Origin of the sequence: Cellvibrio chitinivorans, from assembly GCF_035117775.1 — a bacterium.
Lineage (GTDB): Bacteria > Pseudomonadota > Gammaproteobacteria > Pseudomonadales > Cellvibrionaceae > Cellvibrio > Cellvibrio chitinivorans.
In genome coordinates this window covers 440974-465982 of the sequence record NZ_JAYKKN010000001.1, presented here as the reverse complement: position 1 = coordinate 465982, position 25009 = coordinate 440974, and the positions used below count along the sequence as shown (strand labels likewise).

Here is a 25009-nt window from a genome sequence, read left to right as displayed (position 1 = left end):
TCGTCCTTGAGCGGAATATTTCCTCATCATCCCTGAATCAGGTCACTAGTGAGTGGTATCCAAATAGGTATCAATTTCTTTTTTGGCTTCCTCTTTGGAGCGACCGTAACGCTCCTGGAGTACGCCGATAAAACGCTCGCGATTACCTTTGATGCGATCAAAATCATCATCAGTAATATCACCCCATTTCTTTTGAATGGCGCCTTTCATTTGTTTCCATTTACCTTCAGCGATATCAGTATTCATTTGCGTGTACCTCTGTAGTTGGTTTCATGCGTAAAAACTATTTTCAATCCTTTGCGTGAGTTCCTTGCACTTGGGTTTTTGCAAGGCTAGTGCCAATTTTTATCTCATTGTTTTTTAATGAATTAATGAAAAAATGCGCAGCGAATATGTGGAAAATTTTTCAATTAGGTAGCTTTTACAAAAAACGAACTACTATTGATTGAGTTGTTCGCCTTCGCTGGATTGGTTTGTGTTCTGGGTCATTAGGGAAATTACGAGAGCGTCATATGCACTTACATCGCTTTGGAATCTTTGTTGCCCGGATTACCGGAGTCTTGGTGCTCATGAGTACAGGGGCGGTATTCGCCCAGCAGCTTGAGCCGCGTGCCTATGCGCCATCGCCAATCGACGTGACTGTCTCAGGCTTGGCGGCAACCTACTCAACCGGTGAGGTCGCAATCGACCCTTCTGTGCCGATTACCGATGCGGAGGCAGATGTCATTCTGGTCGCGCCCTACATTGGCCGCAGCTTCGCTCTGTTCGATAAACACGCATCTTTTTCTCTTGTTGTGCCTGTCGCCAATATCGATGGAACAGGTGAGCTGCGTGGGGAAAGGGATCAGGTCAACATTACCGGCGTGGGCGATCCCATTCTGCGGCTTGCGGTTAACCTTATGGGTTCGCCCGCGCTGACGCCGCAGGAATTTGCTACACGCGAGCGCGAGACGATTTTGGGTGCCAGTCTGTCGGTCGTTGCCCCTTGGGGCGATTACGATGGTTCGAAGTTGGTTAATCTGGGCGCCAACCGCTGGGCGATTAAACCGGAGCTGGGGCTGTCCCATCCGGTTGGCAATTGGGATCTCGAACTCTACGCCGGCGCCTGGTTTTTTGAAAATAACGATGATTTTTATGGTGGCCATTTGCGCGAGCAGGAGCCGCTCTATGCCACGCAGACGCATCTGGTCTATCGCGTTCGGCCGGGCATGTGGGCCTCATTCGATTTCACCTACTATACCGGCGGCACTACTACCGTCGATGGCACGCGCAAGAATGACCGTATCGATAATAGCCGTGCCGGTCTCACCTTCTCGCTGCCTTTGGCGAAACACCATGCGTTAAAACTTTCTTGGTCGCGCGGCGTGACTGTGCGGGTCGGGAAGGACTTCACCATGCTGGGCGCATCCTGGTCTTACGTCTGGTATTAGCCGGGCGTTGCGGTCAATCTTTCCTCCCTCCGAATTGGCGTATTCTCAAAACGGGTATTTCATCCCCCTGAAACGACCATTCACTGTTCAAGATCTAGCCAGTGGCGCGGTTTTCAGCTTTAATGGCTGGATAAAAAAATTATGTAGGCTAGGTTTAGTTATTTCGGTCAGTTATTAAACAATTTCAATAACACTAACATCGACAAATAACGCATATATCGAGATCAGTTTATGGACATAAGATCCCTGCATCGCCAGATGACTCATTACAACCGTTGGAAGCGTCAGTTGGATGAACGCTTGCAGCGCTTTGAGCAATGGAGTCAGCAGCACGATATGGCTGGTGCCAACATGGGCAAAACCCTCCAGCGCGCGCGCCAGTTGCTGCGCGGCGAGAGTTTTACCATTGCTTGTGTGGGCGAGTTCTCGCGCGGGAAAACCGAACTGATCAACGCCCTTTTATATACCGGCGGTGGCCGCCGTTTGCTGCCATCGCAACCGGGGCGCACCACCATGTGCCCGACCGAAATTTTCTGGGATCACCATCAACCCGCCAACTGTGTGCGTCTGCTGCCCATCGAAACCCGCCGCACCAATACCAGTCTGCAAAGCTTCAAGCGCATCCCGCAAAACTGGGTGGCGATTCATTTTGATGCCCAAGATCACGAGCAAACGCGCGCGGCTATCAATCAAGTCTCCGCCAGTAAGCAAGTCAGTGTGGCCGATGCCATCAAGCTGGGTTTTGCGCAGGATGAACTGGGCGAGCGCGATGAAAACGGCATGGTCACAGTGCCCGCATGGCGCCATGCGCTGATCAGCCTTGATCACCCGCTGCTGCGTCAGGGCTTGCGCATTGTCGATACACCCGGATTAAACGCGCTCGGCAACGAGCCGGAGCTTACGCTCAAAACCCTGCCTGATGCTCAAGCGATTCTGTTTTTGCTCTCGGCCGATGCGGGTGTTACCGCGAGCGATATGGATATCTGGCGCGAGCATATTCAACTGTTGCGCGACAACAACTGCACCGCCGTGATCGCCCTGCTCAACAAGATCGACAGCCTTTGGGACGACCTCACTCCAGCGCAGGAGATTGAAGCTAATATCGACCAGCTGCGTAAGCTCACTGCCCATCAATTATCGCTGTCGCCTGAGCATGTAGTCGCGCTCTCGGCCAAACAGGGTTTGCTCGGCAAAGTAGGGCGCAATCAGGCGCAGTTGGCGCGCAGTAATTTCCCGCAGTTAGAGCGGATGCTGGCCGAGTGTGTGCTGCGCAATCAACAGCAGATTATTGGCCATCGCTTGATTGGCGACAGCTACGCGATGGTGATTAACGCGCGCAATAGTTTGCAGCGCCGTTTGGCCGAATGTGAACAGGAATGCAATGAATTGCGCGCAGTGGCGCCGGAAGCAGCAGCTGAAAAACTGAATGAGCTGCGCGATAGTATCCGTCGTAGCCACCACGAATATCACAAGCAAGCGCTTTCACTGCGCACCAGCCAGCGGCTGCTCGACTCGCAAAAATTATCGCTACTGGGGCCGATCAGTAGCGGCCTGTTGGAACGTCAAATCGCTGAAGCCCACGCCAATCTGGCGCAGAGCTGGACCACGGTGGGTTTGGCACGCGCCATCGGCAAATTCTTTGATGATGTGGACAACAACCTGCGCCACCTTGAGCGTGAAATTGAGCGCTGCAATCGCCTGCTGACCTCGATCTACGAGCGCCCCGAGCAAGGGCTCAGCGGCGATGACTTGATCATGCGCCATCTGCTCAAAATCCAGAAACAGCGCCGTCAGCTGAACCAACTGCACGCGCGCGCTGACGATTTCCGTAAATCCCTGAGCACGGTGTTCACTCACAAGGGTGCGCTGATCAGTCGCTTCATTAATACCTTGGTGCAAGAAGTGCGCTCGGTCTACGCCGATTTGAATCAACACATCACCCATTGGCTGCAAGAAGCGCTGGCGCCGCTGTTCCATCAGAATCAATACCAGAAGCAGCTGCTGGAGCATCACATGCTGCGCCTCACGCAACTGCAAACCCAACGCAACAGCCACGCCGAACAAGTGGAAGTCTTGCAGCGCAATATCTACCAATTGCAGACTGCGCTGGGCAAGATTGAGCCTCTCTATAAAGAGCTGATGACTGCGCCGCTGGAGCCGGAATCAATGGTCGATCTTGAACCCAAGGACGCCATGAGTGCACAAGTGGTATCGATTAGTCAGGGGCGACATGGTGTGAGTCACCGCTAGGGGCGATGCTGCTGCCCTGTATAACTTGCAGCCCCGATTGGCTCTCTTTAGACTGTCGCATCATTTAATCCAGCCGGATTGGCACTCCAGAGAAGTCGTGCCAATCCGGTTGTTGCGGTAACAAAGAGATAGCCATGCCAAACCAACTACCTGCCGACTCGGTAGGTCTTGTCACTCCCCAAACCCATCACTTCACCGCGCCGCTCTTGCTGGCCTGCGGGCGCACGCTCGATGAGTACGAACTGGTCTATGAAACCTACGGCCAGTTGAACGCGGCTAAATCCAATGCGGTGCTGATTTGCCACGCGCTCTCCGGCCATCATCACGCCGCGGGTTTCCATAGCATGGACGACAAACGCCCCGGTTGGTGGGATGCCTATATCGGCCCCGGCAAACCTATAGACACCAACAAATTCTTTGTGGTGGCGCTGAATAACCTCGGCGGCTGCCACGGCTCGACAGGACCGCGCTCGGTTAACCCGGCAACTGGTAAAGCCTGGGGCGCAGACTTCCCGATGATCCGTGTGCGCGATTGGGTGGCGAGTCAGGCGCGTTTGGCGGATGTACTGGGGATTGATGTTTGGGCGGCAATTATCGGCGGCAGTCTCGGTGGTATGCAGGTAATGCGCTGGACGCTGGATTACCCCGAGCGTGTGCGTCACGCGGTGGTGATCGCATCGGCATTAAAACTCTCTGCGCAAAATATCGCGTTTAACGAAGCTGCGCGCAAAGCGATTGTGAGCGATCCGAATTTCTTCGATGGCAACTACATCGAGCACGATACTCTGCCGAAAAACGGTTTGGCGGTGGCGCGCATGATTGGCCACATCACCTATTTGTCAGATTTTGCGATGGGTGAAAAATTCGGCCGCGATCTACGCAGCGGCAGTTTTGACATAGGTATCGCAGAACCGGTTGAGTTCCAGATCGAAAGTTATCTGCGCTACCAAGGCGATAGTTTTGCCAATACCTTTGATGCGAACTCTTATATTCGCATCACCAAAGCGCTGGATTATTTCGATCTCGCGCGCGAATACAACGATGATCCGGTGATTGCATTCCAGCAAACCAAAGCAAAATTTTTGGTGATTTCATTTAGCACTGACTGGCGTTTTGCACCCGAGCGCTCGCACGAAATTGTGAATGCATTGGTTGGCGCAAATCGTTCAGTGACCTACGCAGAAATCGAATCCAAACACGGCCATGATGCCTTCTTACTGCCCGATGAACGCTACCAGCAAGTCTTCGGTCGCTACCTTGCCGGAGTGGAAATCTGATGCGTATTGATCTCAACGAAATCCAGCACTGGATTAAACAAGGTAGCCGCATTCTCGATTTGGGTTGTGGCGATGGCACACTGCTAAAATTTTTGATCGATACCAAACAAGTACAAGGCTATGGTTTGGAAATCGACGCAGCGCAAATTAATGCCTGTATCGATAAAGGCTTAAACGTTATCGAACAAAACCTCGATCGTGGTCTGGGAAATTTTGCCGATAAAAGTTTCGATACAGTACTGATGACTCAAGCGCTGCAAACGCTGCATTTTCCGCATTTGGTATTGGATGAAATGTTGCGCGTAGGCAAAGAGTGCATAGTCACCTTCCCAAATTTCGGCCACTGGAAAGCGCGTTTACATTTAGCACTGCGCGGCCGTATGCCGGTATCGGATCTGCTGCCCTACGAATGGTACAACACACCAAACATTCACTTTTGTACCTTTAAAGATTTTGAAGTGCTCTGCCGCGAGCGCAATATCAAAGTGATTAACCGCCAAGTGGTGAATGAGCAATCCGGTCAAGGCTTAAAAGATTTTATGCCCAACCTGTTTGGTGAAACGGCGATTTATCATTTAAGTAAATAAAAAATAACTCTCAAAAATAAGGACAGTTTATGAATATTTTAAAATGGGTTGCAGTTATTGTTATTGCGTATGCCGCGGGATATTTTTCTCGCTCGCCAGAACCTGTGGTAGCGCCGGAAGTTATAGCAGATTGTTTGCGGCTGGATGCGTTTAAAGAAGTACAAAGTGCGTTGCAGGAAGGTCAGGAGCGATTTGAACGGTTAAAGGCAGCAAAGGCAGAGAGCAAAGCAAGTTCATCAAGAATGAACGAACAGGAAAAAATTGCTGAGCAGCCTGTGCCCGATATTTACCCACAAAAAATACCGGAAAATGCTATCCCTTTGGCCGGTACAGGAATTGATCCAAAAGACTATCCTCCAAAGAGTGAATCTAATATCACGGATGAAGAAATCGATAACTTGGTTGCTGCGCCTTTTAATGAAAGCCTTAAACGCACTATCGGGCCATTGCGTGAAAAGTATAAGAGTTTTGCAGAAGCAACCGAGCAAAGCGATTGGGATTCCAATACGCAAAACCGAATGACAGATGCATTGCTAGGTAATCAATATTCCAAATTTATCGAATTGGAATCGCTAATCTGTCGAGCAGATTACTGTGAAATACGTGGTCGGGAATCAAAGTCCGGCGTGTTTGGTTTAATCATGTCAGAAATGATGCTGCAGGATTGGTGGAAAATGGGTCACTCTCAATGGACTAATGGGATAGACAGCAACGCATTTTATGCACTTATCACAAAAGCTCCTGAAATACAGGGGCAGCAATAGTTGAGGTGGTATATGAAATTAATTGTTAGTTTTTTAGGCGTGCTCTTTTGCTCGATGCTTGCACAGGCCCAAATCGATCAACCAAAAGAAATCAGTACCACCGAAAAATTTGGCGATTACACAGTGCATTACACGGTTTTTAACAGCACCGATATTCCTGCCAAAGTTGCAGAAGCCTATAAGCTGGTGCGTGGTAAAGATCGCGCATTGGTGAATATCAGTCTTACTAAAACGGAAAATGGTGTAACCAGTTTGGGGTTGCCCGCACAGGTCAGCGGGAAAACTAAAAATTTAATGCAACAGCAACAAGCATTGAAGTTTATTGAAATTAATGAAGGTGATGCGACTTACTATTTGGCGCCTTTCGTGTTTAACAATGAAGAATTTCTGCACTTTGAAATTCAGGTTAGTGAGAGTGAAAATTCAAAGCCTATGTTGGTTAACTTTAACCGAACGCTTTATTTTCAATAAAACGGAATAAAATTTTGTACGGAAAGGCGCCCAGTGGCGCCTTTTCTTTCAGCGATGTTTTTAACATCGATAAACAACAGATTAATTGATATGAAAAAAATTGTCCTCGCCAGTGGTAATGCCGGTAAATTGCGCGAATTTCAGCAGCTATTAAATGGCTGCGGTTTTGAAGTGCTGCCACAGTCGGATTTTTTTAGCGAGAACGCTGAAGAAATCGGTTTGACCTTTGTGGAGAACGCCATTATCAAAGCGCGCTATGCTTGTGCCAAAACCGGTTTGCCGGCGATTGCGGATGATTCCGGTATCGAGGTGGATGCACTTAATGGTCGCCCCGGAATTTATTCCGCGCGCTACGCAGGCGAAGGCGCGAAGGATGCGGATAACAACATTAAACTGCTGCAAGAGTTGGATGGCGTTCCAGCTGAAAAACGCACAGCGCGCTACCACGCGGTGCTCGCATTTATGCGTCATGCAGAAGACCCGACGCCGATATTATGTCACGGCACATGGGAAGGTGTGATTCTAGATGCGCCGCGCGGGGAAGGTGGTTTTGGTTATGATCCATTGTTTTTTGTGCCCACTCATAATTGTGCATCGGCCGAGTTAAGTAAAGACGAAAAGAATCGCATCAGCCATCGCGGCAAAGCGATGCAGGAGTTGCTGCAAAAATTATCTGCATTGATTAACTAAGTTGTCGGTATCGGATATGTCCCTGCAATTACCGCCGCTCTCGCTTTATGTACATGTACCTTGGTGCATTCGCAAATGTCCTTATTGCGATTTCAATTCCCATCAGGCGAAAAATGATATTCCTGAAACGGATTACGTTGCTGCACTGCGTTTTGATTTGGAACAGGATAAAGCTCTGGCGCAAGGCCGCAAACTTACCAGTATATTTTTGGGTGGCGGCACACCGAGCATGTTATCGGCACAAGCAATTGGGCAGATATTAATTGATGCTGAAAATATCATTGGTTTTGAACCGGGTATTGAAATCACCCTTGAGGCAAATCCCGGAACATTTGAGCAGGAAAAATTTTCCGGTTTTCGCGCCGCTGGGGTAAATCGCTTATCGATTGGTATTCAAAGTTTTAATGACCAGCAATTAAAACTGCTTGGCCGAGTGCATGGGCGCGATGAAGCACTGCGGGCAGTTGGCGTCGCGCGCAAAGCCGGTTTCAATAATATAAATCTGGATTTAATGCACGGTTTGCCAGAGCAATCAGTTGATGATGCCAAAGCGGATTTACAACAAGCAATTGATCTCGCGCCGGAACATCTCTCCTGGTATCAACTCACTATCGAACAAAACACGGCATTTTATTCCGCGCCACCAGTGTTGCCGGAGGAAGAAATTCTTGCGGATATTCAGGATGCTGGTATCGAATTACTGGCCGCTGCAGGCTACGAGCAATATGAAATTTCTGCTTACGCGCGCGATAAAAAACGTGCGCGGCATAATCGCAATTACTGGGAGTTTGGCGATTATCTTGGCGTAGGTGCAGGTGCTCACGGCAAAATTACGTTACCTGCTGAAAATAAAATCCTGCGCTTATGGAAAACTCGTCTGCCCAAACATTATTTGGATGCAGTAAACAGCCAGAAAATTTCCACCAACCTCGGCGGGCATCAAAATGTATTTGGCGGTGGTAGCGATTTATTATTGCCCGATGCATTGCCGCTGGAATTTATGATGAATGCACTGCGTTTAAATGACGGTGCTCCACAAGCCTATTTTAAAGCGCGAACCGGTCTTGATTGGTCGACTATTGCTGCAACTTGGCTGCACTTGGAACAGCAGGGCTTGGTTGAAATAGTGAATGATGTTATTCGGCCTACGGCGATGGGACGTCGTTTTCTCAATCGTGTGTTACAGGCTTTTATGAAGGATGATGAAGAGTAAAAGGCAGGTAATCTTTAGTAAATGCCATTGCCTCTGTAAGTTGTTCCATAGTTTTATTGGCTTTTAAATCAGAGGAGCCGATAAATGACCGATACTAGCCGCCGCAATTTTTTAACTACCAGCGCTATCGCGGGAGCCGCATTGGTCGCTGGTGATGCCTTAGCCAAACCTGCAACTGAGAATGCTGCCATGCCTAAATTACTTCACCATGTTTTTTTCTGGCTGAAAAATCCGGACTCAAAAGAAGACTTGGCTAAATTGATTGCCGGTGTTCAATCGCTTGCGGCAATTGAAACTGTGCGCAGTATTCACGTGGGCGTACCAGCGTCGACTGAAAAGCGTGAAGTGGTGGATAACTCCTATCATGTGTCTGAATTATTGGGCTTTGATGATGTAGCAGGGCAGGATGCTTACCAAGTACATCCGCTGCATCAAAAGTTTGTCGATGAGCATCAGCATTTGTGGAGCAAGGTTGTGGTTTATGATGCGCTTGCTGTGAAATAAATTATGTAAGCAATGAAAAACAAAAAGCCCGCTGGGATTATTCGCAGCGGGCTTTTTTGTTGGTGCAGCTTATTCAGTAATTAAACGATTAGAGTTCAATATCGTAATCGATAATCACCGGCATATGGCTGGAAAACTGTTGGGTTTTGTAGATAGTCGCGTATTCGACTTTAGGGCCCAAGCTATTAGACACAACTTGGAAGTCAGTACGCCAGCCATCACCATCATCTTTCAAACCGTTTGGCCACCAGCTGTATTCGTCGCCATCTTTATTCACTTTACGGAAAGCATCGACATAACCAATTTGGTTAAACAATTGGCTCAGCCATTGACGCTCATGCGGTAGGAAACCGGAGTTATGCTGATTGGTGGTGCTATTGCTCACATCTTTCGGTGTGTGCGCCATTTGCCAATTGCCACAGAAAATATATTCGCGACGCTTGCGGGTAATTTTGTCCAGATGGGCTTGGAAATCATCAAAGAATTTGATTTTGACTTCTTGCGATTCCATCTCGGAGCTAGCGCTGGGTGCAAGCAGAGAGCCGATACTTAATTGCTCAAAATCCACTTGCAGGTAACGGCCTTCCATATCGACACCAGACGCAAAACCCAAACCATAAATAAGCGCTTTAGGTTGCAAACGGGAATAAATCGCAACACCATTGTAATGTTTAGTGCCTGAATCGAAAAAATAGGAATGGTAACCCTTGAGTTCGAACTCGGGTTTTTCCAGCTCGCGCTCTAGTGCGCGAAGGTCTTGCAGGCAGATAAAATCTGCATCCTGATTCGCGAGCCAAGTGTATAGGCCGCGCTGCGCCGCCTGAAAAATACCATCGACGCTAAGACTGATAACTCTCATGTTAGCCCCTTGATTACGGACTGTGTATCATACCCGAGCTTTGTGTGATTGTGTTACCGTAAAGACTGGGTTTTTTGTGGTAAGCGTTACGATTTTTCACATCCTTACATTTGTCACGCTGTTGCGTCCCAAATGCGGGTCTGGCTCTTGGGCAAGACCTCGTTGTATTTATTTTGTCATCTCAAACTTAGTTCATAGTCGGATACTTTGCATGGAAAAATACCAATTTGACTTCATTCAGCTAGCAGTTAAGCACCAAGCCTTATGCTTTGGTGAATTTTTGCTCAAGTCTGGCCGCACTAGCCCCTACTTTTTTAACGCGGGCAAATTCCAAACCGGGCAGGCACTGGCTGAACTAGGCCGTTATTATGCGGCGGCTATCACTGCATCTGGCGTGGACTTCGATATAGTGTTTGGCCCTGCTTATAAGGGAATTCCGCTTGCGGCGACTACCGCGATTGCTCTGGCCGATGGTCATGATCGCGATCTGCCCTATTGTTACAATCGCAAAGAGGCGAAGGATCACGGCGAAGGCGGAACCTTGGTAGGAGCGCCATTGCAGGGAAAAGTTCTGATAGTGGATGATGTTATTACTGCTGGCACTGCAGTGCGCGAAGTCATGAGCATCATTGATGCAGCTGGTGCAAAACCTGCCGCTGTCTTGATTGGCTTGAATCGTCAGGAAAAAGGTAAGGGTGAATTGTCTGCGATTCAGGAAGTCGAGCAAACCTTCGGTATTCCGGTGATTAGCATTATTAATTTGAATCACATCATCGACTATCTTGAAAGTCAAAGCGGACAAGAGGCGATGGTCGATAAAATAAAAACCTATCGCGCGACTTACGGTGTTGAGCTGGCGTGACACGAACGAGGTAGTTGATCCAGATGCGCAACTTGTTATTGGTATTCATCACTTGTAGTTCGCTGTTGATGAGCGGTTTGCTTGCCGCGCAAAACAATGGCAAAAGCAAGGTGATTTATCGCTATAAAAACAAGGAAGGCGTGACCGTAATGGATAGCACTATTCCTCCTGAGTATGTAAATAGTGGCTATGAGGTGTTGTCGCATTCCGGGCAGGTGATCAAGCGAGTTAAGCCTGTTGCCCAAGGCCCGGAAGCCGAGCGTTTACAGCGTGAACAATTGGCGCGTCAGGAGCGCGAACGCGACGATATTCAATTGCGTCGCAGTTACAGTAATGTAGCTGATATTGATGCTGCCAAACGCCGAAATATGGAAAGCTTGCGTGGCAATATCAATATTCTTGAAGCGAATCAGATGTCGGCCAGGTCGCGCTTGCAGACTTATCAATCGCAAGCGGCAGCATTAGAGCGTGCAGGCCGCACACTGCCTGAGGATTTGTTGAAAAATATCAGCAATCTGGAGCAGGAAGATAAAGATATTCAAGAGCAAATTCAGCAGCGCGAGCAGGAACTGGAAACAGTAGAAAAAAAGTTTGATGCGGATCGTAAACGTTTTATTGAAATCACTAAAAATAAATAGTGAAATGAAAGCATAAAAAAACCGGCAGCTGCCGGTTTTTTTATGCCTGAAAATTTTGTGCTATTAATTTGCCACCAAAAATCCCTGTGCGATTAATTGCCACTGCTCTTGCCAGTGTTCGCTCGGGCGGCGGCGAAATTCGGTGCGTACAAATTCGGCGATGCGACCATCTACCAGTGCGATCATCAAGTTGGCTGCGGCTGCAACCGGCAGTGTTGGATGTAGCCCTTCGCGCAATTCTGCCTCGCGCAACACCTGTTTTAATTGGGTTTCTATGCGATCAAAAAACTGTGCGATGCGCACGCGCAAACGTTCGGTTTCACCGGTCAGGGCATCGCCGGTTAATAAGCGCGTCAAGCCCGGATTGCGTTCGGCAAAGGTCAGCAATAATGCGAGGGTTTTTTCACAGCGTTTTAATGCGGATTTTTCTTCTGCAAGAATCAGTGTGATGCGCGAAAAAATAGTCTCTTCAATATATTCAATCAGGCCCTCAAACATTTTGGATTTGCTGGGGAAGTGGCGATAAAGCGCTGCTTCAGACACTCCAACTTCTTTCGCCAATGCCGAAGTGGTGATGCGTTCACCTGGGCTGGCCTCCAGCATGCGCGCCAAACATTCAAGAATTTGCTGGCGGCGCGGTGTTTTGCTTGGCGATTGAATCATACTGGCTCCATTTTCAATCAGCTCCTATTTATTAAGTCATTGAAGGAGTGATTCCATTTGACTTCATGCGCACCCGAAATTTTCAGGCGCGCATAAGCGGATTATGCGTTGCGAGATTTGTTGGTAATTAATGTACCCACACCGACATCGGTAAATATTTCCAGCAGTACTGCGTGATCAACACGGCCATCAATAATATGCGCGCTGGTAACGCCCGCTTTTACTGCATCGAGTGCGCAGGCAATTTTTGGCAACATGCCACCATAGATAGTGCCATCGGCGATCAAGCCATCAACTTGCTCTGTGCTTAAGCCAGTTAATACTTTGCCTTGTTTATCTTGCAGGCCGGATACGTTAGTCAGCAGCATTAATTTTTCAGCTTTTAAAAATTCCGCCACTTTACCCGCAACTAAATCGGCGTTGATATTGTAGGACGCACCATCTTCACCTACGCCAATAGGTGCGATTACCGGAATGAAGTCGCTGTTGATCAGCATGTCGATAACAGCAGTATTTACATTGGCTACTTCACCGACGTGACCGATATCGAGAATTTCCGGTGCGAGCATTTCAGGTGTTTTATGGGTAACAGTTAATTTTTTTGCTTGGATTAATTTTCCATCTTTACCCGTTAGGCCAATTGCTTGACCGCCGTTGCGGTTAATCAGGCTGACGATTTGTTTGTTAACCGTGCCGCCCAATACCATTTCCACTACGTCCATAGTGGCGCTGTCGGTGACGCGCATGCCGTTGATAAATTCGGATTTGATATTGAGTTTTTCCAGCAGGCTGCCAATTTGTGGGCCGCCGCCGTGCACTACAACCGGATTCATACCAACGAGTTTCATCAGTACGATGTCGCGTGCAAAACTGTTTTGCAGCTCCTCGCCTTCCATCGCATTGCCGCCGAATTTTACGACGACAGTTTTGCCAGTGAAGCGTTGAATATAGGGTAGGGCTTCGGTTAAAACGTTGGCGATATTCATCGCCGATTCACGATTCAGTGACATAAAAAATTAATCCTGTGAAGGTAAATTAAAGGTTAAACGGTTATCAACTTTGAGTAATTCCCGTTTGAATAGTTGTTGGATTTTTTCCAGTGATTCTTGTGATTCCGCTTCAAAACGCAGCGTTAATGCGGGCGATGTATTTGAGGCGCGCACCAGACCCCAGCCTTTGGTGTAATCGACGCGCAGGCCATCAATAGTAGTGATGGTGCCGTTGGCAAAATCACCTGTCTCGCTAAGTTTTTTGATCAGCCCGAACTTGTCTGCATCAGGGACGGCGATTTTAATTTCCGGTGTAGGAAATAGCTGTGGAAATGCAGCAAAAATATCATCAATTTTTTGATCGCGCAGAGTAATGATTTCAAGCAGGCGCGCCATTGCATAGATTCCATCGTCAAAACCATACCAGCGATCTTTAATAAATATATGGCCGGAATATTCGCCGCCGATCAGCGCTTGGGTTTCTTCCATTTTGGCTTTCATGGGCGAGTGACCGGTTTTCCACATGATCGGTCGGCCGCCGTAGCTGCTGATAACCTGATTCAATTGGCGCGAGCATTTTACATCGAACAGCACATCGGCGCCGGGGTTGCGCGCGAGCACATCCTTGGCAAACAGCATCAGCAAACGGTCTGGCCAAATGATGTCGCCTTTGGGGGTTACCACTACGAGGCGATCACCATCGCCATCAAAGGCGACACCTATATCGGCATTGGTTTCCTGCACCTTGGCAATTAATGCCTGCAGATTTTTTTCTTCGGTTGGGTCGGGATTGTGATTGGGGAATTCACCATCGAGATCACAAAACAGTGGCGTAACATCGCAACCTAATTCTTCAAACAGTGCCGGTGCAACCAAACCTGTCACCGCATTACCGGCATCAACCACAATGGACACGTTACCTGCTAAGGCGACATCGGAAAAAATGCGATCGATATAATCGGGAATAATAGTGCGCGGAATTTCTTCGCCCAGCCCTTGGTGAAAACGCTGGGCAATAATACGTGAACGCAAATCGACAACCGCATCATCCGCTAGTGCGCGATTATTAATCACCACTTTAAAGCCGTTGTACTCTTTGGGATTGTGGCTCGCGGTGACCATCACGCCGCTGCTGGTATCGTCAAAATGGAAAGTGGAAAAGTACATTAGCGGTGTGGGAACTACACCGATATTAATAACGTTGCAGCCCGAACGCAGAATGCCGCGAATCAATGCCTGTGTTAGTGATTCGCTGTGCGTGCGACCATCGCGCGCGACAACAATTGCCTGCTCACCCTGATCAATCGCTTCACTGCCAACCGCTTGGCCAATTAATTGCGCAAGTTCGGGTGTGATTTGGCTGCCCACCAAACCGCGAATATCGTATGAGCGAAAAATTTCGGCGGGCACATCGTCTTCATTAATTTTCTTGCGCGCAGAAGCTGCTGATTTTTTACCTGAAGTTTGCTGCAGGCCGAGAATATTTTCATCCTCATCAATCACGGCGATATCGAGAATATCCTGCTTCTGGAATAGCGGGTTGGTCATGGCTTCTTCGGTGTTGATGGATTCTTTGCTGGTAGTAACAGTGTCGGCAACCGAAGGCGCCGGAATATTTTTTTCGCCCAGTTCAATACGCACCAAAATTTTGCTGAGGAACCAGACCAGCGCCAAACTGCCCGCCACAATTAAACCGGTAATGCTCAGCCAAAGTGCTGGTAGTTCTTCGGCCAATTCGAGTGAATGAGTTGATGGTGTGAATTTAACAATCAAATGGCTACCGCCGAGATTACTTTGTTTTGCTTCGCCTGCGGTACCTGTACCCAGCTTGGTAATCACTTGTGGTGGCGTGCCAGTAAATTGTTGCAGCAGTACATATTCGCCGTGATTTTGTTCAACCATTTTGAATAGGTTAATTAATTCGGCGGCATCTATGGTGACCATCAGGGTACCGAGTGGCGGACTTTTTTCATCACTTGCGAGCGGGCGAATCCAGTTAATCATCCAGCGATCATTGATAGCGACCAATTCTGGCAATGCAGCTTGGCGCTGCTCGGCGCGTTGGATTAAATCCAGCTCTGCATAACGAATGGGAAATTCTGCTTCGCGATCCAATTGTGCGCTGCCGAGCGGAATCAAACGTAATTTGAGTGCTGAGGGTGTTTTTTGTAGCCACTCAGTTTCCAATTGATTGCGCGCATCAGGTGTGTTCGCTGGATTGCTTAAATCCAAGCTAGCAATTAATGCAGGCTCGGTGGCTAGCTTGTCGATAAGTTGTGTTTGTTGCTGAAAATAGCGTGTCAGATTTTTATTCTGCTCATCGACTTTTTCTTGCGTTAACTGCAGCAAATTTTCTTGCTGTTGTTGGATTACCAATTTTTGGTAGAGCAGATAGCCCACTATGGCATTAATCACCAGAGCTATTCCGAGCAAGATCAACAGAATTTTTTGTTGCACCGCTGCTTTGCGCTTGGCGGCATCCAGCGCGCGCTGTTCGCTGCGCGAGAGATGCGTTGCTGTGTCAGCTTTGATTTTTAACGGATCCTTTGGGTTCACACCTGTACCTTTTCGCTAGCTAGTTCGTGATGATTATTGTGCTGTTATTTTTGTTGCAAAGAGGGCGATCAATTCGCGCGCCAGCTGTTGTTTACTGCGCTGGCTTATATCGGTAATCGATGAGTTTTCTACCAGTGTGACGGCGTTGTCGTCGCTGTTAAAACCAATCTGGCTATCGCTAATATTATTGGCGATCACCATATCCAAATTTTTGCGTACCAGTTTTGCGCGCGCATACTCCAGCAGGTTTTCACTTTCTGCGGCAAAACCAACCGTAAAAGGTTTGCGTTCAAGCGCGGCGACGCTGGCGATTATGTCGGGATTTTTCACCAGTGTCAGCGTGAGGGTATCGTCCGCGCCCTTTTTCATTTTTTGGCTGGCAACCTGCGCCGGGCGATAGTCCGCCACTGCTGCTGCGGCGATAAACAAATCGCAGCCCTGAGCTTCGCGCAGGCTGACGGCGTACATATCCTCGGCGCTGATCACATCGATGCGATTTACCTGCGCAGGTATTGCGAGCTGGGTTGGGCCGCTGATCAAAACCGTCTGCGCACCTGCTTCTGCGGCCGCTTGCGCCAGTGCATAACCCATCTTGCCCGAGCTGTGATTGCTCAGGTAGCGCACCGGATCTATCGCCTCGCGCGTTGGGCCAGCGGTAATCACCACTTTCTTACCGGCGAGGCTGCCAGGGGTAAACAAACTGGCAGCGGCATCCACCAATTGCAGAGGTTCAAGCATGCGCCCAGGGCCAATATCACCACAGGCCTGCCCACCTTCGGCGGGGCCAAACACATGAACTTTACGCTTGACCAATATAGAGAGATTGGCTTGGGTCGCCTCGTTGTGCCACATGCCTTGATTCATCGCCGGCGCTATGGCGATAGGCGCGGCAGTGGCGAGGCAGATACTGGTGAGCAGGTCATTGCCCATACCTTGGGTGAGGCGCGCGATAAAATCCGCTGTAGCGGGGGCGATCAATACCAAGTCCGCCCAGCGCGCCAGTTGGATATGCCCCATACCGGCTTCGGCCTCCGGGTCGAGCAGTTGGGTGTGTACAGGGTTGCCGGAAAGAGCTTGCAGGGTCAGCGGGGTAATAAATTCCTGCGCCGCTGGAGTCATCACCACCTGCACCTTGGCGCCCGCGTCTTGCAGGCGGCGCACCAGATCGGCACTTTTATAGGCGGCAATACCGCCGGTCACGCCGAGCAGAATTTGTTTATTGGCAAGTGATGTCATAGGTATTGGTCGATCTTTATCGATGCGCTGGTCATCCAGCAGTAAAACGGACGCTTAGTGAACAACCTTAGACCCGCTTTGTGTAATTGGCCACTAACGGCGCTAGCCGCGCGCCGCTTGACGAAAGCGGATAAAGATACCATTCTTGCCCGCGTTTTCGTACCTATCGATAGCATTCAAATCGATAGCAATCAAACGCTGGTTGATCACCCCCGAAAACAATACTCAAGGAATGTTCAAATCCCCCATAAAAGGAATGCATTATGTCTATCGCCCATTGGCCTGCGGCCGAGCGCCCGCGTGAAAAACTCCTCTCCCTCGGCCCGCGCGCCTTATCTGATGCTGAATTGCTCGCCATTTTCCTGCGCGTTGGCTGCGTGGGAAAATCCGCCGTCGATCTTGCGCGCGAGTTATTGCAGGAATACGGCGGCTTGCGCCAGCTGTTGGAAGCATCCCAAACCGAGTTCTGCAAAGGCTTGGGGTTGGGCAGCGCCAAGTACGCCCAGTTACAGGCGGTATTGGAGATGGGGCGACGGCATTTATCGGCGGCGATGAAAGCGGGCGATCTGCTCACTAGTCCGGATTTGGTGCGCCAATATTTAAGTGCCCAATTGCGCCACCAGCCGCGCGAAGTCTTTGCCGTCCTGTTTCTCGATAGTCAGAATCGCCTTATCACCTACGAAGAGCTGTTTTTTGGCACCATTGATGGCGCTTCAGTTTATCCGCGTGAAGTGGTGCGGCGCGCCTTGGCGCACAATTGCGCGGCAGTTATCCTGAGTCATAATCACCCGAGTGGTATTGCTGAGCCTAGTCAGGCTGACTGCCGTATCACTCGCCGCTTGCAGGCAGCATTGGAATTAATTGATGTGCGGGTGATCGACCATATGGTGGTAGGTGATGCGGAGGTGATTTCGTTTGCCGAGCGTGGATTATTGTAATCATTTGTCGGTGTGATGATTTTGATGCCAAAATGCCTCGCACGCCCTGAAATTCTGCTATACCCAGATCGACCCTGAGGGAGATGTATCCCCCTGACTTGTATTGGATGACAATCGTGACTGACCACCTGGATATATTGCTGGACATGCTTTCCGCTCTGCCTGACCCGGTATTTGTATTAACGGAGTCCGGGCGCTACGCCGCGTTGATTGGCGGGCAGGATCGCCAGCATTATCACGATGGCGCGCATCTGGTCGATTTCAGCCTCTACGATGTTCTGCCCAAGGCCAAGGCCGATTGGTTTCTGGAGCAGATTGTCACCACCCTTGAGCAAAACCAGCTGCGAATTGTTGAATACGGCCTCGCTGGTGCCGATGTTGATGGTCTGGATGCACAGCAAGGGCCAGAAGGCGAGATCTGGTTCGAAGGCCGCGTTCAACCGCTGCCAATGCCGGTCAACAATGAGCGCGCGGTAGTCTGGGTCGCCTGTAACATCACCCGCCGTCATCAGTTGGAAGCCCAGCTGCAACAGTTGAGTGAAACGGATGAGCTCACTGGTGCCAGCAACCGCCGCAAATTGCTTGATGCGCTTACTTTGTCGTTGCGCCGTTTTCGCGAGCGGCAGGTGTCTACCGTCGTGGTGTTAATGGATGTGGATTATTTCAAATCCATTAATGATCGCTATGGGCATATCGCGGGCGATCAGGTTTTGCGCGGCATTGCCCATCAGGCGATGACACATCTGCGCGAAGGCGACCTCTTTGCCCGTTTTGGCGGGGAAGAGTTTGCGCTTTTGCTGCCCAATACCTCTCTTGAGGCGGCTTACGTCACCGCTGAGCGCCTGCGTCTGGCGATTGCCAGTGGCGACTTCCTGCCCGATAGTGATCCGTCATTAAAAGTCACTATTAGTATGGGGCTGAGTCATATTCAGGCGCAGGATCAGGATATAGAGTCAGTCTTGCGCCGCGCCGACGATGCCCTCTACCAAGCCAAACACAATGGCCGCAACTGTCTGGTATTGGGTGACTGATTTAATCGCGACAAATCCGTTTATTTTTCAGTCTGATACGAACAAGAGCAGATCGCAGCGATAAATTGTCAGTTTTTTGGTCAAAAAAACAGCTTTTCATTGCTATTGAAGGTCTGTTTTGGTATAAAACGCGGCTCTTTGCGGCAGGGTTGTTAATACGCACTAAGAGAGCGTCATTTTTGAGTAAATTTCCCGCTGAAATTTACTGCTCCGACCCTGAAATTACCCGCGTTTAGGAAAGAATAGGCTGCTTACAACAATGCTCTAGGCTGGTTGTTAGTCTGTTTGACGGTTCTAACACAGCGCTTCCAGCTTAGCGCGCTGAATTTTTTACGAGGCAATAAAATGTCCAAGGTATGTCAAGTTACTGGTAAACGTCCAATTACCGGCAACAATGTTTCCCACGCAAAAAACCACACCAAGCGTCGTTTTTTGCCAAACCTGCAATCTCACCGTTTTTGGGTGGAAGCTGAGAAGCGTTTCGTGACTCTGCGCCTGACTCCAAAAGGTATGCGTATCATCGACAAGCGCGGCATCGACGCTGTGTTGGTTGATGTTCGTGCCAACGGCCACAAAGTGTAATTAGGAGCTATCGTCATGCGCGAAAAAATTCGTCTGAACTCTTCTGCTGGTACTGGTCACTTCTACACTACTGACAAGAACAAGCGCACCATGCCAGAAAAGATGGAAATCAAAAAGTTTGATCCAGTTGTTCGTCAACACGTGATCTACAAAGAAGGCAAAATCAAGTAATTACTTGATTTGCTTGCGAAAAACCCGGTCTTTGGACCGGGTTTTTTTGTTTTCTACGGCGGTGTTTTTACGATTGAGGTTGTTATGCCCGAGTTGCCTGAAGTTGAAACTACCCTGCGCGGTATCGCCCCTCATGTCGTCGGTCGTACCTTGACCGAGTTAATCATTCGCCAACCGCGTCTGCGCTGGCCAATTCCGCCGGAGCTGGCGGATTTGTGTGTCGGGCGCAAACTGCTCAAGGTGCTGCGACGCGGCAAGTATCTGTTGCTCGACTTCGGCAATGGTCATGCGCTTATCCATTTGGGCATGTCGGGCAGTTTGCGCATCGTTAAGCCGGATGAACCGCCTTCATATCACGATCACTTCGATCTGGTGCTCGGCAAACAAGTGCTGCGCTACTGTGATCCGCGCCGCTTTGGCTGTCTACTGTGGGTCGAGGGTGAGCCGGAGGCGCATAAGCTGCTGGCCGATTTGGGCCCGGAGCCGCTCGCCGATGGCTTTACCGCCGAGTATCTCTACGCGCGCAGCCGCAAGCGTACCCAAGCAATCAAGCAGTTCATTATGGACAGTAAAATCGTAGTGGGAGTGGGCAACATCTACGCTAATGAATCCTTGTTTATGGCCGGCATTAAGCCGATCCGTAAAGCGGGCTCACTGACGCGCAAAAACTGCGAAGACCTGGTGCGCGATATCAAATTTGTATTGCAGCGCTCGATTGATCAGGGTGGGACAACGCTGAAGGATTTTGTCGGCGGCGACGGCAAGCCGGGTTACTTCAAGCAGGAGTTACTGGTGTACGGGCGCGGCGGTGAAGCCTGCACCCGCTGCAAAAAGCCGCTCAAAGAGGTGCGCATGAATGATCGCACCACTGTGTACTGCGTGGATTGTCAGAAGTAGGCGAGGTTATTTTCTGGAGGCAAATTTCTGCTTCAGCGCCGCCTCGACAGGGGCGGCGACAAATTTGCTGACATCGCCGCCTAAAAAGGCGATTTCGCGCACAATCGACGAAGATATATAGGAAAGATGCTCGGAAGGCGTGAGGAAGATACTTTCCATAGTCGGTGCTAGCGCGCGGTTCATATTGGCCAGCTGGAACTCATATTCAAAGTCAGACACAGCGCGCAAGCCGCGCAATACCGCCTGCGCTTTCTGCTGGCGCACAAACTCCACCAGCAAAATATCAAACCCACACACGGTCACATTAGGCACATGGGCGAGAGTTTCTTTGGCCAGCGCGACTCGCTCATCGAGGGTAAATAGCGGGTTTTTGCGATTGCTCGCCGCCACCGCCAGAATCACCTTATCGAACAGTTTGCAGGCACGCTCGACCAGATCGATATGGCCGTTGGTGATGGGGTCAAAAGTGCCGGGGTAGACCACTGTGCGCATAGGAGTATTCCGTTGGGTGCCGGTTGGCGGGGCGCGCATGGTACAAAATTCACTGCTGGCTCGCCAGTTAATGCGCCATTTGCGGGTTTATGCATCGGGCTATAAGTCTAGTTGTTATTTTGAATCTATGACTTTGCGTTGCGGTAATACAGGCGGTAACTAATTTGCCCGGCCTGTTTATCGCGATGCAATTGCCAGTTGGCGGGCAGTTGCAACTGGGCGTCGCGCGGCGCTTCCAGATAAATCACTGCCTCATCGGCCAGCCATTCGCGGTTTTCCAGTGCGGCGACTACGGCGTTCCATAAATCCAGCGCAAAGGGCGGGTCGATAAACACGATATCGAACCTGTGTGACACTTGTGCAGAGTTAAGCCATTGCAGGCTGTCTGCCTGTTCGACGCGGCCATTTTCGGCTTTCAGCAGTTGCAGATTGGCTCTGAGTTGCGCCGCTGCTGCCGGATGTTTTTCCAGTAGCAAGCTGGATTCTGCGCCGCGCGATAAGGCTTCCAATCCCAGTGCACCGGAACCGGCAAACAGATCGAGGCAGTGCGCGCCCTGCATATCCGGCGCAAGCCAGTTAAATAGAGTTTCACGGATGCGATCACCCGTGGGACGCAGGCCGTCCACATCGGGAAAGTTGAGTTTGCGCCCGCGCCAGAGTCCGCCAATGATGCGCAATTGGTTGTTTCCGGCGGATTTTGCGCCAGAATTTGTGCGGTTTGCGGTTTTTACGACAAGTTTGGACAAGGCTTTTCTCTATGGGCAGGCGATGGACAGACTATGAGCAGATCAGAAGTGGTAGCATAGCGGCTTTGCGTTTGCCAATCACTGTCAGTTTCAATTTCCTACTTTTATATCCCAGATCAACACTATGTTTTTCAATCTGTTTAAAAAATCCGAAAAGCCCGAAACCCCTACCGAGAAGCCGGAAGACGCTTCGCTTGAATCCCTGGTCGAAACTGCCATTGAGCCAGAGGCTCCCGCAGTAGAAGCGGCGGAATCGGCTCCCGTTGAGGCAACTGCGCCAGCGGTCGAGCCTGTTGTTGAAGTTGCGCCGGCAGTTGTTGAAGCGCCGGCCAAGTTGGGCTTTTTCGCCCGCATCAAGCAGGGATTGAGTCGCACCAGCAGTAACTTTGCCGAAGGTTTGGGCAATTTGTTTCTCGGCCGTAAAACTATCGATGAAGAGCTGTTTGAGGACTTGGAAACCCAGTTGTTAGTTGCCGATGTGGGCATGGAGGCGACTAGCGAGATTATCGACAATCTCACCGCCCGTGTGGCGCGCAAGCAACTCAACGATGTGGATGCGCTCTATAAAGCCCTGCGCGAACAGCTCACCGACATGCTGCGCCCGGTGGAAAAACCGCTGGTGATCGACAGCGGCAAGCAGCCCTATGTGATTCTCGTGGTAGGCGTAAATGGTGTGGGTAAAACCACCACTATTGGCAAGCTCGCGAAGCGCCTGCAAAACGAAGGCAAAAAAGTCATGCTGGCTGCGGGGGATACTTTCCGTGCGGCGGCGGTCGAACAACTGCAAGTTTGGGGTGAGCGCAACAATGTGCCAGTGATTGCCCAGCACACAGGTGCAGACTCGGCCTCAGTTATCTTTGATGCACTAAATGCCGCAAAAGCACGCGGAATTGATGTGATCATCGCCGATACGGCGGGTAGATTACACAACAAAAACCATTTGATGGATGAGTTGTCCAAGGTCAAACGCGTGATGGCCAAAATCGATGACTCAGCGCCCCATGAGGTGCTGTTGGTGCTGGATGCGGGCACTGGCCAGAATGCCGTTAACCAAGCCGAGCAATTCCGCGATGCCGCAGGTGTGACCGGTTTGGTGTTGACCAAGCTTGATGGCACAGCCAAAGGCGGGGTGATTTTTGCGCTGAGCAAGAAGTTTGCGCTGCCGGTGCGGTTTATCGGCGTGGGCGAGGCCATCGACGACTTGCAACCATTTACCGCCGAGCCGTTTATCAAGGCACTGTTTAATCAGGCAGATGTTTAACCAAGCGGACGTTTAATCAAGTTAAATAATTTAGTAGACAGGGTTGGTTGTGATTCGATTTGAAACCGTAAGCAAGCGCTATGACACCGGCTACGAAGCACTGGCGCGTGTGGATTTTGAGGTGCAGGCCGGCGAAATGCTGTTCCTCACCGGCCACTCAGGCGCCGGGAAAAGTACGCTGATGAAACTCATCATGCTCATGGAGCAGCCGTCGAACGGCCATGTGTTTGTCGATGGCCATCATCTCGGGCGCCTGCCCAAAAGCCAGATTCCCTACTTCCGCCGCAATATCGGCGTGGTCTTCCAGAATCACCAACTGCTGTTCGATCGCACGGTATACGACAACGTCGCCCTGCCGCTGCAAGTGGCGGGTTACCCCCATCAGGAAATCGGCAAGCGTGTGCGCGCGGCGCTGGATAAGGTCGATCTGCTCGACAAAGAGCGCTCCAATCCCATGACCTTGTCGGGCGGGGAGCAGCAGCGGGTGGGTATCGCCCGCGCCGTAGTGAACAAGCCGACCCTGCTGCTGGCAGATGAGCCGACCGGTAACCTCGATCCGGAGTTGTCGAACGAGATCATGACCTTATTTCGCCAGTTCAACGAAGTTGGCACCACAGTGATGATCGCCACCCACGATATTGAACTGCTTAAACGTATGAACAAGCGGGTGTTGGGTTTGGTGCAGGGTAAATTGGTACACGACGGGGTGCTCTGGTGAAATCGAATCGTCCCTCCAAGCCCGAGCGCCGCCCCAATCGTATGGGCGCGAGTGCAAATACCCGCAACGACCGCCCGCGCCGCGAACCGCCCATTCGAGCGGAAACACCGCGTGCCCAAGGTGCGGTGCAAAGCCAGATGTCATGGCGCGACAAGTTTGATGCCTGGAGTGCCCATCACAGCAACTCGGCAATTGAAAGCCTGCTGCGCATGCTGGAAACCCCGCTGCAAAGCCTGATGACCTGGCTGGTGATCGCCATCGCCATCGCCCTGCCGGCAGCGCTGTTTGTGGTGTTTAGCAATGTTCAGCAGATCGGTCAGAGCTGGCAGGATTCCAGCCAGATTTCAGTGTTCCTGAAAAAGGATGCCAATGCCAATCAGGCGCAGGACTTGCGCGGCCGCTGGGCGCAGCGTGGTGATGTTGCTCAGGCAACTTATATATCGCCTGAACAGGCGCTGGAAGAGTTCAAGCTGGGTTCCGGATTGGGCGAGCTGGCCAATCATCTTGATGAAAACCCGCTGCCAGCGGTCATTCTGATCAAGCCCAAAATCGGTGGCAACGCGCCCGATGCGCTGAATTCCTTGCAGCAAGCGCTGGTGGCTGACCCGTTGGTTGCCGATGTGCGCTTGGATATGCTCTGGGTAAAACGCCTGCATCAATTTATCACCGTCGCCGAGCGCTTTGTGGTCGCGCTGGCGGGGCTATTGGCGCTGGGGGTGTTGCTGGTGATTGGCAATACCATCCGTATGGCAATTGAGGCTCGTCGCGATGAAATTGTGGTGGTGAAGTTGGTCGGCGCAACCGATGCTTATGTGCGTCGCCCTTTCCTTTACTCCGGTCTATGGTTTGGTGTGGGTGGTGGCATTTTGGCTGCGCTCTTGTTGGCGATAGGTTTTTGGTGGTTGTCGGCACCGGTGGCACAGCTCGCCGATCTGTATCAAAGCAGCTTTCGTTTGCAGGGTTTGGGGTTCATCGAAAGCTTGCAGTTGATCCTGATTGCTGGTGTGACGGGATTAGTTGGCGCCTGGATTGCGGTAGCGCGCCATTTGTATCTGATTCAACCGAGGTAATTCCCCCGTTTTTGTGCGCCAAAAGAAGGTGCAATATCTGCGTAAACTGAACTTTTTCGGTGCTAGCGGAACCAATAAACGGGTGATACACTCGGGCAATATCGAATTTGGAGG

At 50.5% G+C, this 25009-nt stretch carries 27 protein-coding genes; 19 read left to right on the top strand and 8 right to left on the bottom strand.

What is annotated here, in order from left to right; all coding sequences use genetic code 11:
* Window positions 1-45 precede the first annotated feature (45 nt).
* A complete protein-coding gene (locus SPL68_RS01985) occupies window positions 46-246 on the bottom strand; it encodes a CsbD family protein (protein ID WP_323813386.1) in 201 nt (66 codons plus the stop codon).
* A gap of 266 nt (window positions 247-512) precedes the next feature.
* On the opposite strand from SPL68_RS01985, the gene SPL68_RS01980 reads away from it, so the two are divergent.
* The 9 genes from SPL68_RS01980 (at window position 513) to SPL68_RS01940 (ending at window position 9186) form a co-directional block, all read left to right on the top strand.
* Window positions 513-1430, top strand: a complete 918-nt coding sequence (locus SPL68_RS01980) for a transporter (protein ID WP_323813385.1) — start codon at window positions 513-515, stop codon at window positions 1428-1430.
* Window positions 1431-1661: 231 nt separating this feature from the next.
* The gene (locus SPL68_RS01975) at window positions 1662-3680 is read left to right on the top strand and encodes a dynamin-like GTPase family protein (protein WP_323813384.1); all 2019 of its coding nucleotides are present in this window, start codon (window positions 1662-1664) and stop codon (window positions 3678-3680) included.
* 134 nt (window positions 3681-3814) lie between these two features.
* Window positions 3815-4957: a homoserine O-succinyltransferase MetX gene (gene metX / locus SPL68_RS01970; RefSeq protein WP_323813383.1), complete on the top strand. Its 1143-nt coding sequence runs from the start codon at window positions 3815-3817 to the stop codon at window positions 4955-4957.
* The gene (gene metW / locus SPL68_RS01965) at window positions 4957-5544 is read left to right on the top strand and encodes a methionine biosynthesis protein MetW (protein ID WP_323813382.1); all 588 of its coding nucleotides are present in this window, start codon (window positions 4957-4959) and stop codon (window positions 5542-5544) included. Before metX ends, metW begins: the two co-directional genes overlap by 1 nt.
* Before the next feature lie 29 nt (window positions 5545-5573).
* On the top strand, window positions 5574-6308 hold the full coding sequence (locus SPL68_RS01960; protein ID WP_323813381.1) for a P-loop NTPase family protein: 735 nt from the start codon (window positions 5574-5576) through the stop codon (window positions 6306-6308).
* 12 nt (window positions 6309-6320) lie between these two features.
* Entirely contained in the window at window positions 6321-6779 is a 459-nt protein-coding gene (locus SPL68_RS01955; RefSeq protein WP_323813380.1) for a DUF4426 domain-containing protein, read from the top strand.
* Between the two features lie 90 nt (window positions 6780-6869).
* Window positions 6870-7469: an XTP/dITP diphosphatase gene (locus tag SPL68_RS01950; RefSeq protein ID WP_323813379.1), complete on the top strand. Its 600-nt coding sequence runs from the start codon at window positions 6870-6872 to the stop codon at window positions 7467-7469.
* 16 nt (window positions 7470-7485) lie between these two features.
* Window positions 7486-8682, top strand: coding sequence for a radical SAM family heme chaperone HemW (gene hemW / locus SPL68_RS01945; RefSeq protein WP_323813378.1), 1197 nt, complete (start codon window positions 7486-7488; stop codon window positions 8680-8682).
* 84 nt (window positions 8683-8766) lie between these two features.
* Window positions 8767-9186 carry a Dabb family protein gene (locus tag SPL68_RS01940; RefSeq protein ID WP_323813377.1) on the top strand — a complete coding sequence of 140 codons (420 nt, stop codon included), beginning with the start codon at window positions 8767-8769 and terminating at the stop codon, window positions 9184-9186.
* Between the two features lie 88 nt (window positions 9187-9274).
* Here the strand turns inward: SPL68_RS01940 and SPL68_RS01935 are convergent, their stop codons facing one another.
* Window positions 9275-10045 (bottom strand): exodeoxyribonuclease III, encoded by a 771-nt coding sequence (locus SPL68_RS01935; protein ID WP_323813376.1) that lies wholly within the window; start codon window positions 10043-10045, stop codon window positions 9275-9277.
* Between the two features lie 211 nt (window positions 10046-10256).
* Here SPL68_RS01935 and pyrE point away from each other — a divergent pair, with 211 nt between their 5' ends.
* On the top strand, window positions 10257-10907 hold the full coding sequence (gene pyrE, locus SPL68_RS01930; protein WP_323813375.1) for an orotate phosphoribosyltransferase: 651 nt from the start codon (window positions 10257-10259) through the stop codon (window positions 10905-10907).
* A gap of 23 nt (window positions 10908-10930) precedes the next feature.
* Window positions 10931-11545, top strand: coding sequence for a hypothetical protein (locus SPL68_RS01925; RefSeq protein ID WP_323813374.1), 615 nt, complete (start codon window positions 10931-10933; stop codon window positions 11543-11545).
* A 63-nt stretch (window positions 11546-11608) separates the two neighbouring features.
* On the opposite strand, the gene slmA is transcribed toward SPL68_RS01925, so the two are convergent.
* The 4 genes from slmA to coaBC form a co-directional block, all read right to left on the bottom strand.
* On the bottom strand, window positions 11609-12208 hold the full coding sequence (gene slmA, locus SPL68_RS01920; RefSeq protein ID WP_323813373.1) for a nucleoid occlusion factor SlmA: 600 nt from the start codon (window positions 12206-12208) through the stop codon (window positions 11609-11611).
* A 101-nt stretch (window positions 12209-12309) separates the two neighbouring features.
* Window positions 12310-13218 carry an acetylglutamate kinase gene (gene argB, locus SPL68_RS01915; protein WP_323813372.1) on the bottom strand — a complete coding sequence of 303 codons (909 nt, stop codon included), beginning with the start codon at window positions 13216-13218 and terminating at the stop codon, window positions 12310-12312.
* Window positions 13219-13224: 6 nt separating this feature from the next.
* Window positions 13225-15753 (bottom strand): phosphomannomutase/phosphoglucomutase, encoded by a 2529-nt coding sequence (locus SPL68_RS01910; protein ID WP_323813371.1) that lies wholly within the window; start codon window positions 15751-15753, stop codon window positions 13225-13227.
* 33 nt (window positions 15754-15786) lie between these two features.
* Window positions 15787-16989 carry a bifunctional phosphopantothenoylcysteine decarboxylase/phosphopantothenate--cysteine ligase CoaBC gene (gene coaBC, locus SPL68_RS01905; protein WP_323813370.1) on the bottom strand — a complete coding sequence of 401 codons (1203 nt, stop codon included), beginning with the start codon at window positions 16987-16989 and terminating at the stop codon, window positions 15787-15789.
* A gap of 263 nt (window positions 16990-17252) precedes the next feature.
* On the opposite strand from coaBC, the gene radC reads away from it, so the two are divergent.
* The 5 genes from radC (at window position 17253) to mutM (ending at window position 20608) form a co-directional block, all read left to right on the top strand.
* Window positions 17253-17927, top strand: a complete 675-nt coding sequence (radC, locus tag SPL68_RS01900) for a RadC family protein (RefSeq protein ID WP_323813369.1) — start codon at window positions 17253-17255, stop codon at window positions 17925-17927.
* Between the two features lie 116 nt (window positions 17928-18043).
* The gene (locus tag SPL68_RS01895; protein ID WP_323813368.1) at window positions 18044-18958 is read left to right on the top strand and encodes a sensor domain-containing diguanylate cyclase; all 915 of its coding nucleotides are present in this window, start codon (window positions 18044-18046) and stop codon (window positions 18956-18958) included.
* A gap of 345 nt (window positions 18959-19303) precedes the next feature.
* A complete protein-coding gene (gene rpmB, locus SPL68_RS01890) occupies window positions 19304-19540 on the top strand; it encodes a 50S ribosomal protein L28 (protein WP_133680424.1) in 237 nt (78 codons plus the stop codon).
* 15 nt (window positions 19541-19555) lie between these two features.
* Complete coding sequence (rpmG, locus tag SPL68_RS01885) at window positions 19556-19711, top strand: 50S ribosomal protein L33 (RefSeq protein ID WP_062058336.1); 156 nt, start codon at window positions 19556-19558, stop codon at window positions 19709-19711.
* 84 nt (window positions 19712-19795) lie between these two features.
* The gene (mutM, locus tag SPL68_RS01880; protein ID WP_323813367.1) at window positions 19796-20608 is read left to right on the top strand and encodes a bifunctional DNA-formamidopyrimidine glycosylase/DNA-(apurinic or apyrimidinic site) lyase; all 813 of its coding nucleotides are present in this window, start codon (window positions 19796-19798) and stop codon (window positions 20606-20608) included.
* Between the two features lie 6 nt (window positions 20609-20614).
* Here mutM and coaD read toward each other — a convergent pair whose 3' ends face one another.
* A complete protein-coding gene (gene coaD / locus SPL68_RS01875; protein ID WP_323813366.1) occupies window positions 20615-21100 on the bottom strand; it encodes a pantetheine-phosphate adenylyltransferase in 486 nt (161 codons plus the stop codon).
* Between the two features lie 125 nt (window positions 21101-21225).
* Entirely contained in the window at window positions 21226-21846 is a 621-nt protein-coding gene (gene rsmD, locus SPL68_RS01870) for a 16S rRNA (guanine(966)-N(2))-methyltransferase RsmD (RefSeq protein WP_323813365.1), read from the bottom strand.
* A gap of 124 nt (window positions 21847-21970) precedes the next feature.
* On the opposite strand from rsmD, the gene ftsY reads away from it, so the two are divergent.
* From ftsY to ftsX, 3 genes are read left to right on the top strand one after another with little or no spacing between them, the layout of a single operon-like run.
* Complete coding sequence (gene ftsY / locus SPL68_RS01865; RefSeq protein ID WP_323813364.1) at window positions 21971-23107, top strand: signal recognition particle-docking protein FtsY; 1137 nt, start codon at window positions 21971-21973, stop codon at window positions 23105-23107.
* Window positions 23108-23156: 49 nt separating this feature from the next.
* Window positions 23157-23825: a cell division ATP-binding protein FtsE gene (gene ftsE, locus SPL68_RS01860; protein ID WP_133680412.1), complete on the top strand. Its 669-nt coding sequence runs from the start codon at window positions 23157-23159 to the stop codon at window positions 23823-23825.
* On the top strand, window positions 23822-24895 hold the full coding sequence (ftsX, locus tag SPL68_RS01855; protein ID WP_323813363.1) for a permease-like cell division protein FtsX: 1074 nt from the start codon (window positions 23822-23824) through the stop codon (window positions 24893-24895). The genes ftsE and ftsX overlap by 4 nt, the downstream gene beginning before the upstream one ends.
* Window positions 24896-25009: the final 114 nt, after the last annotated feature.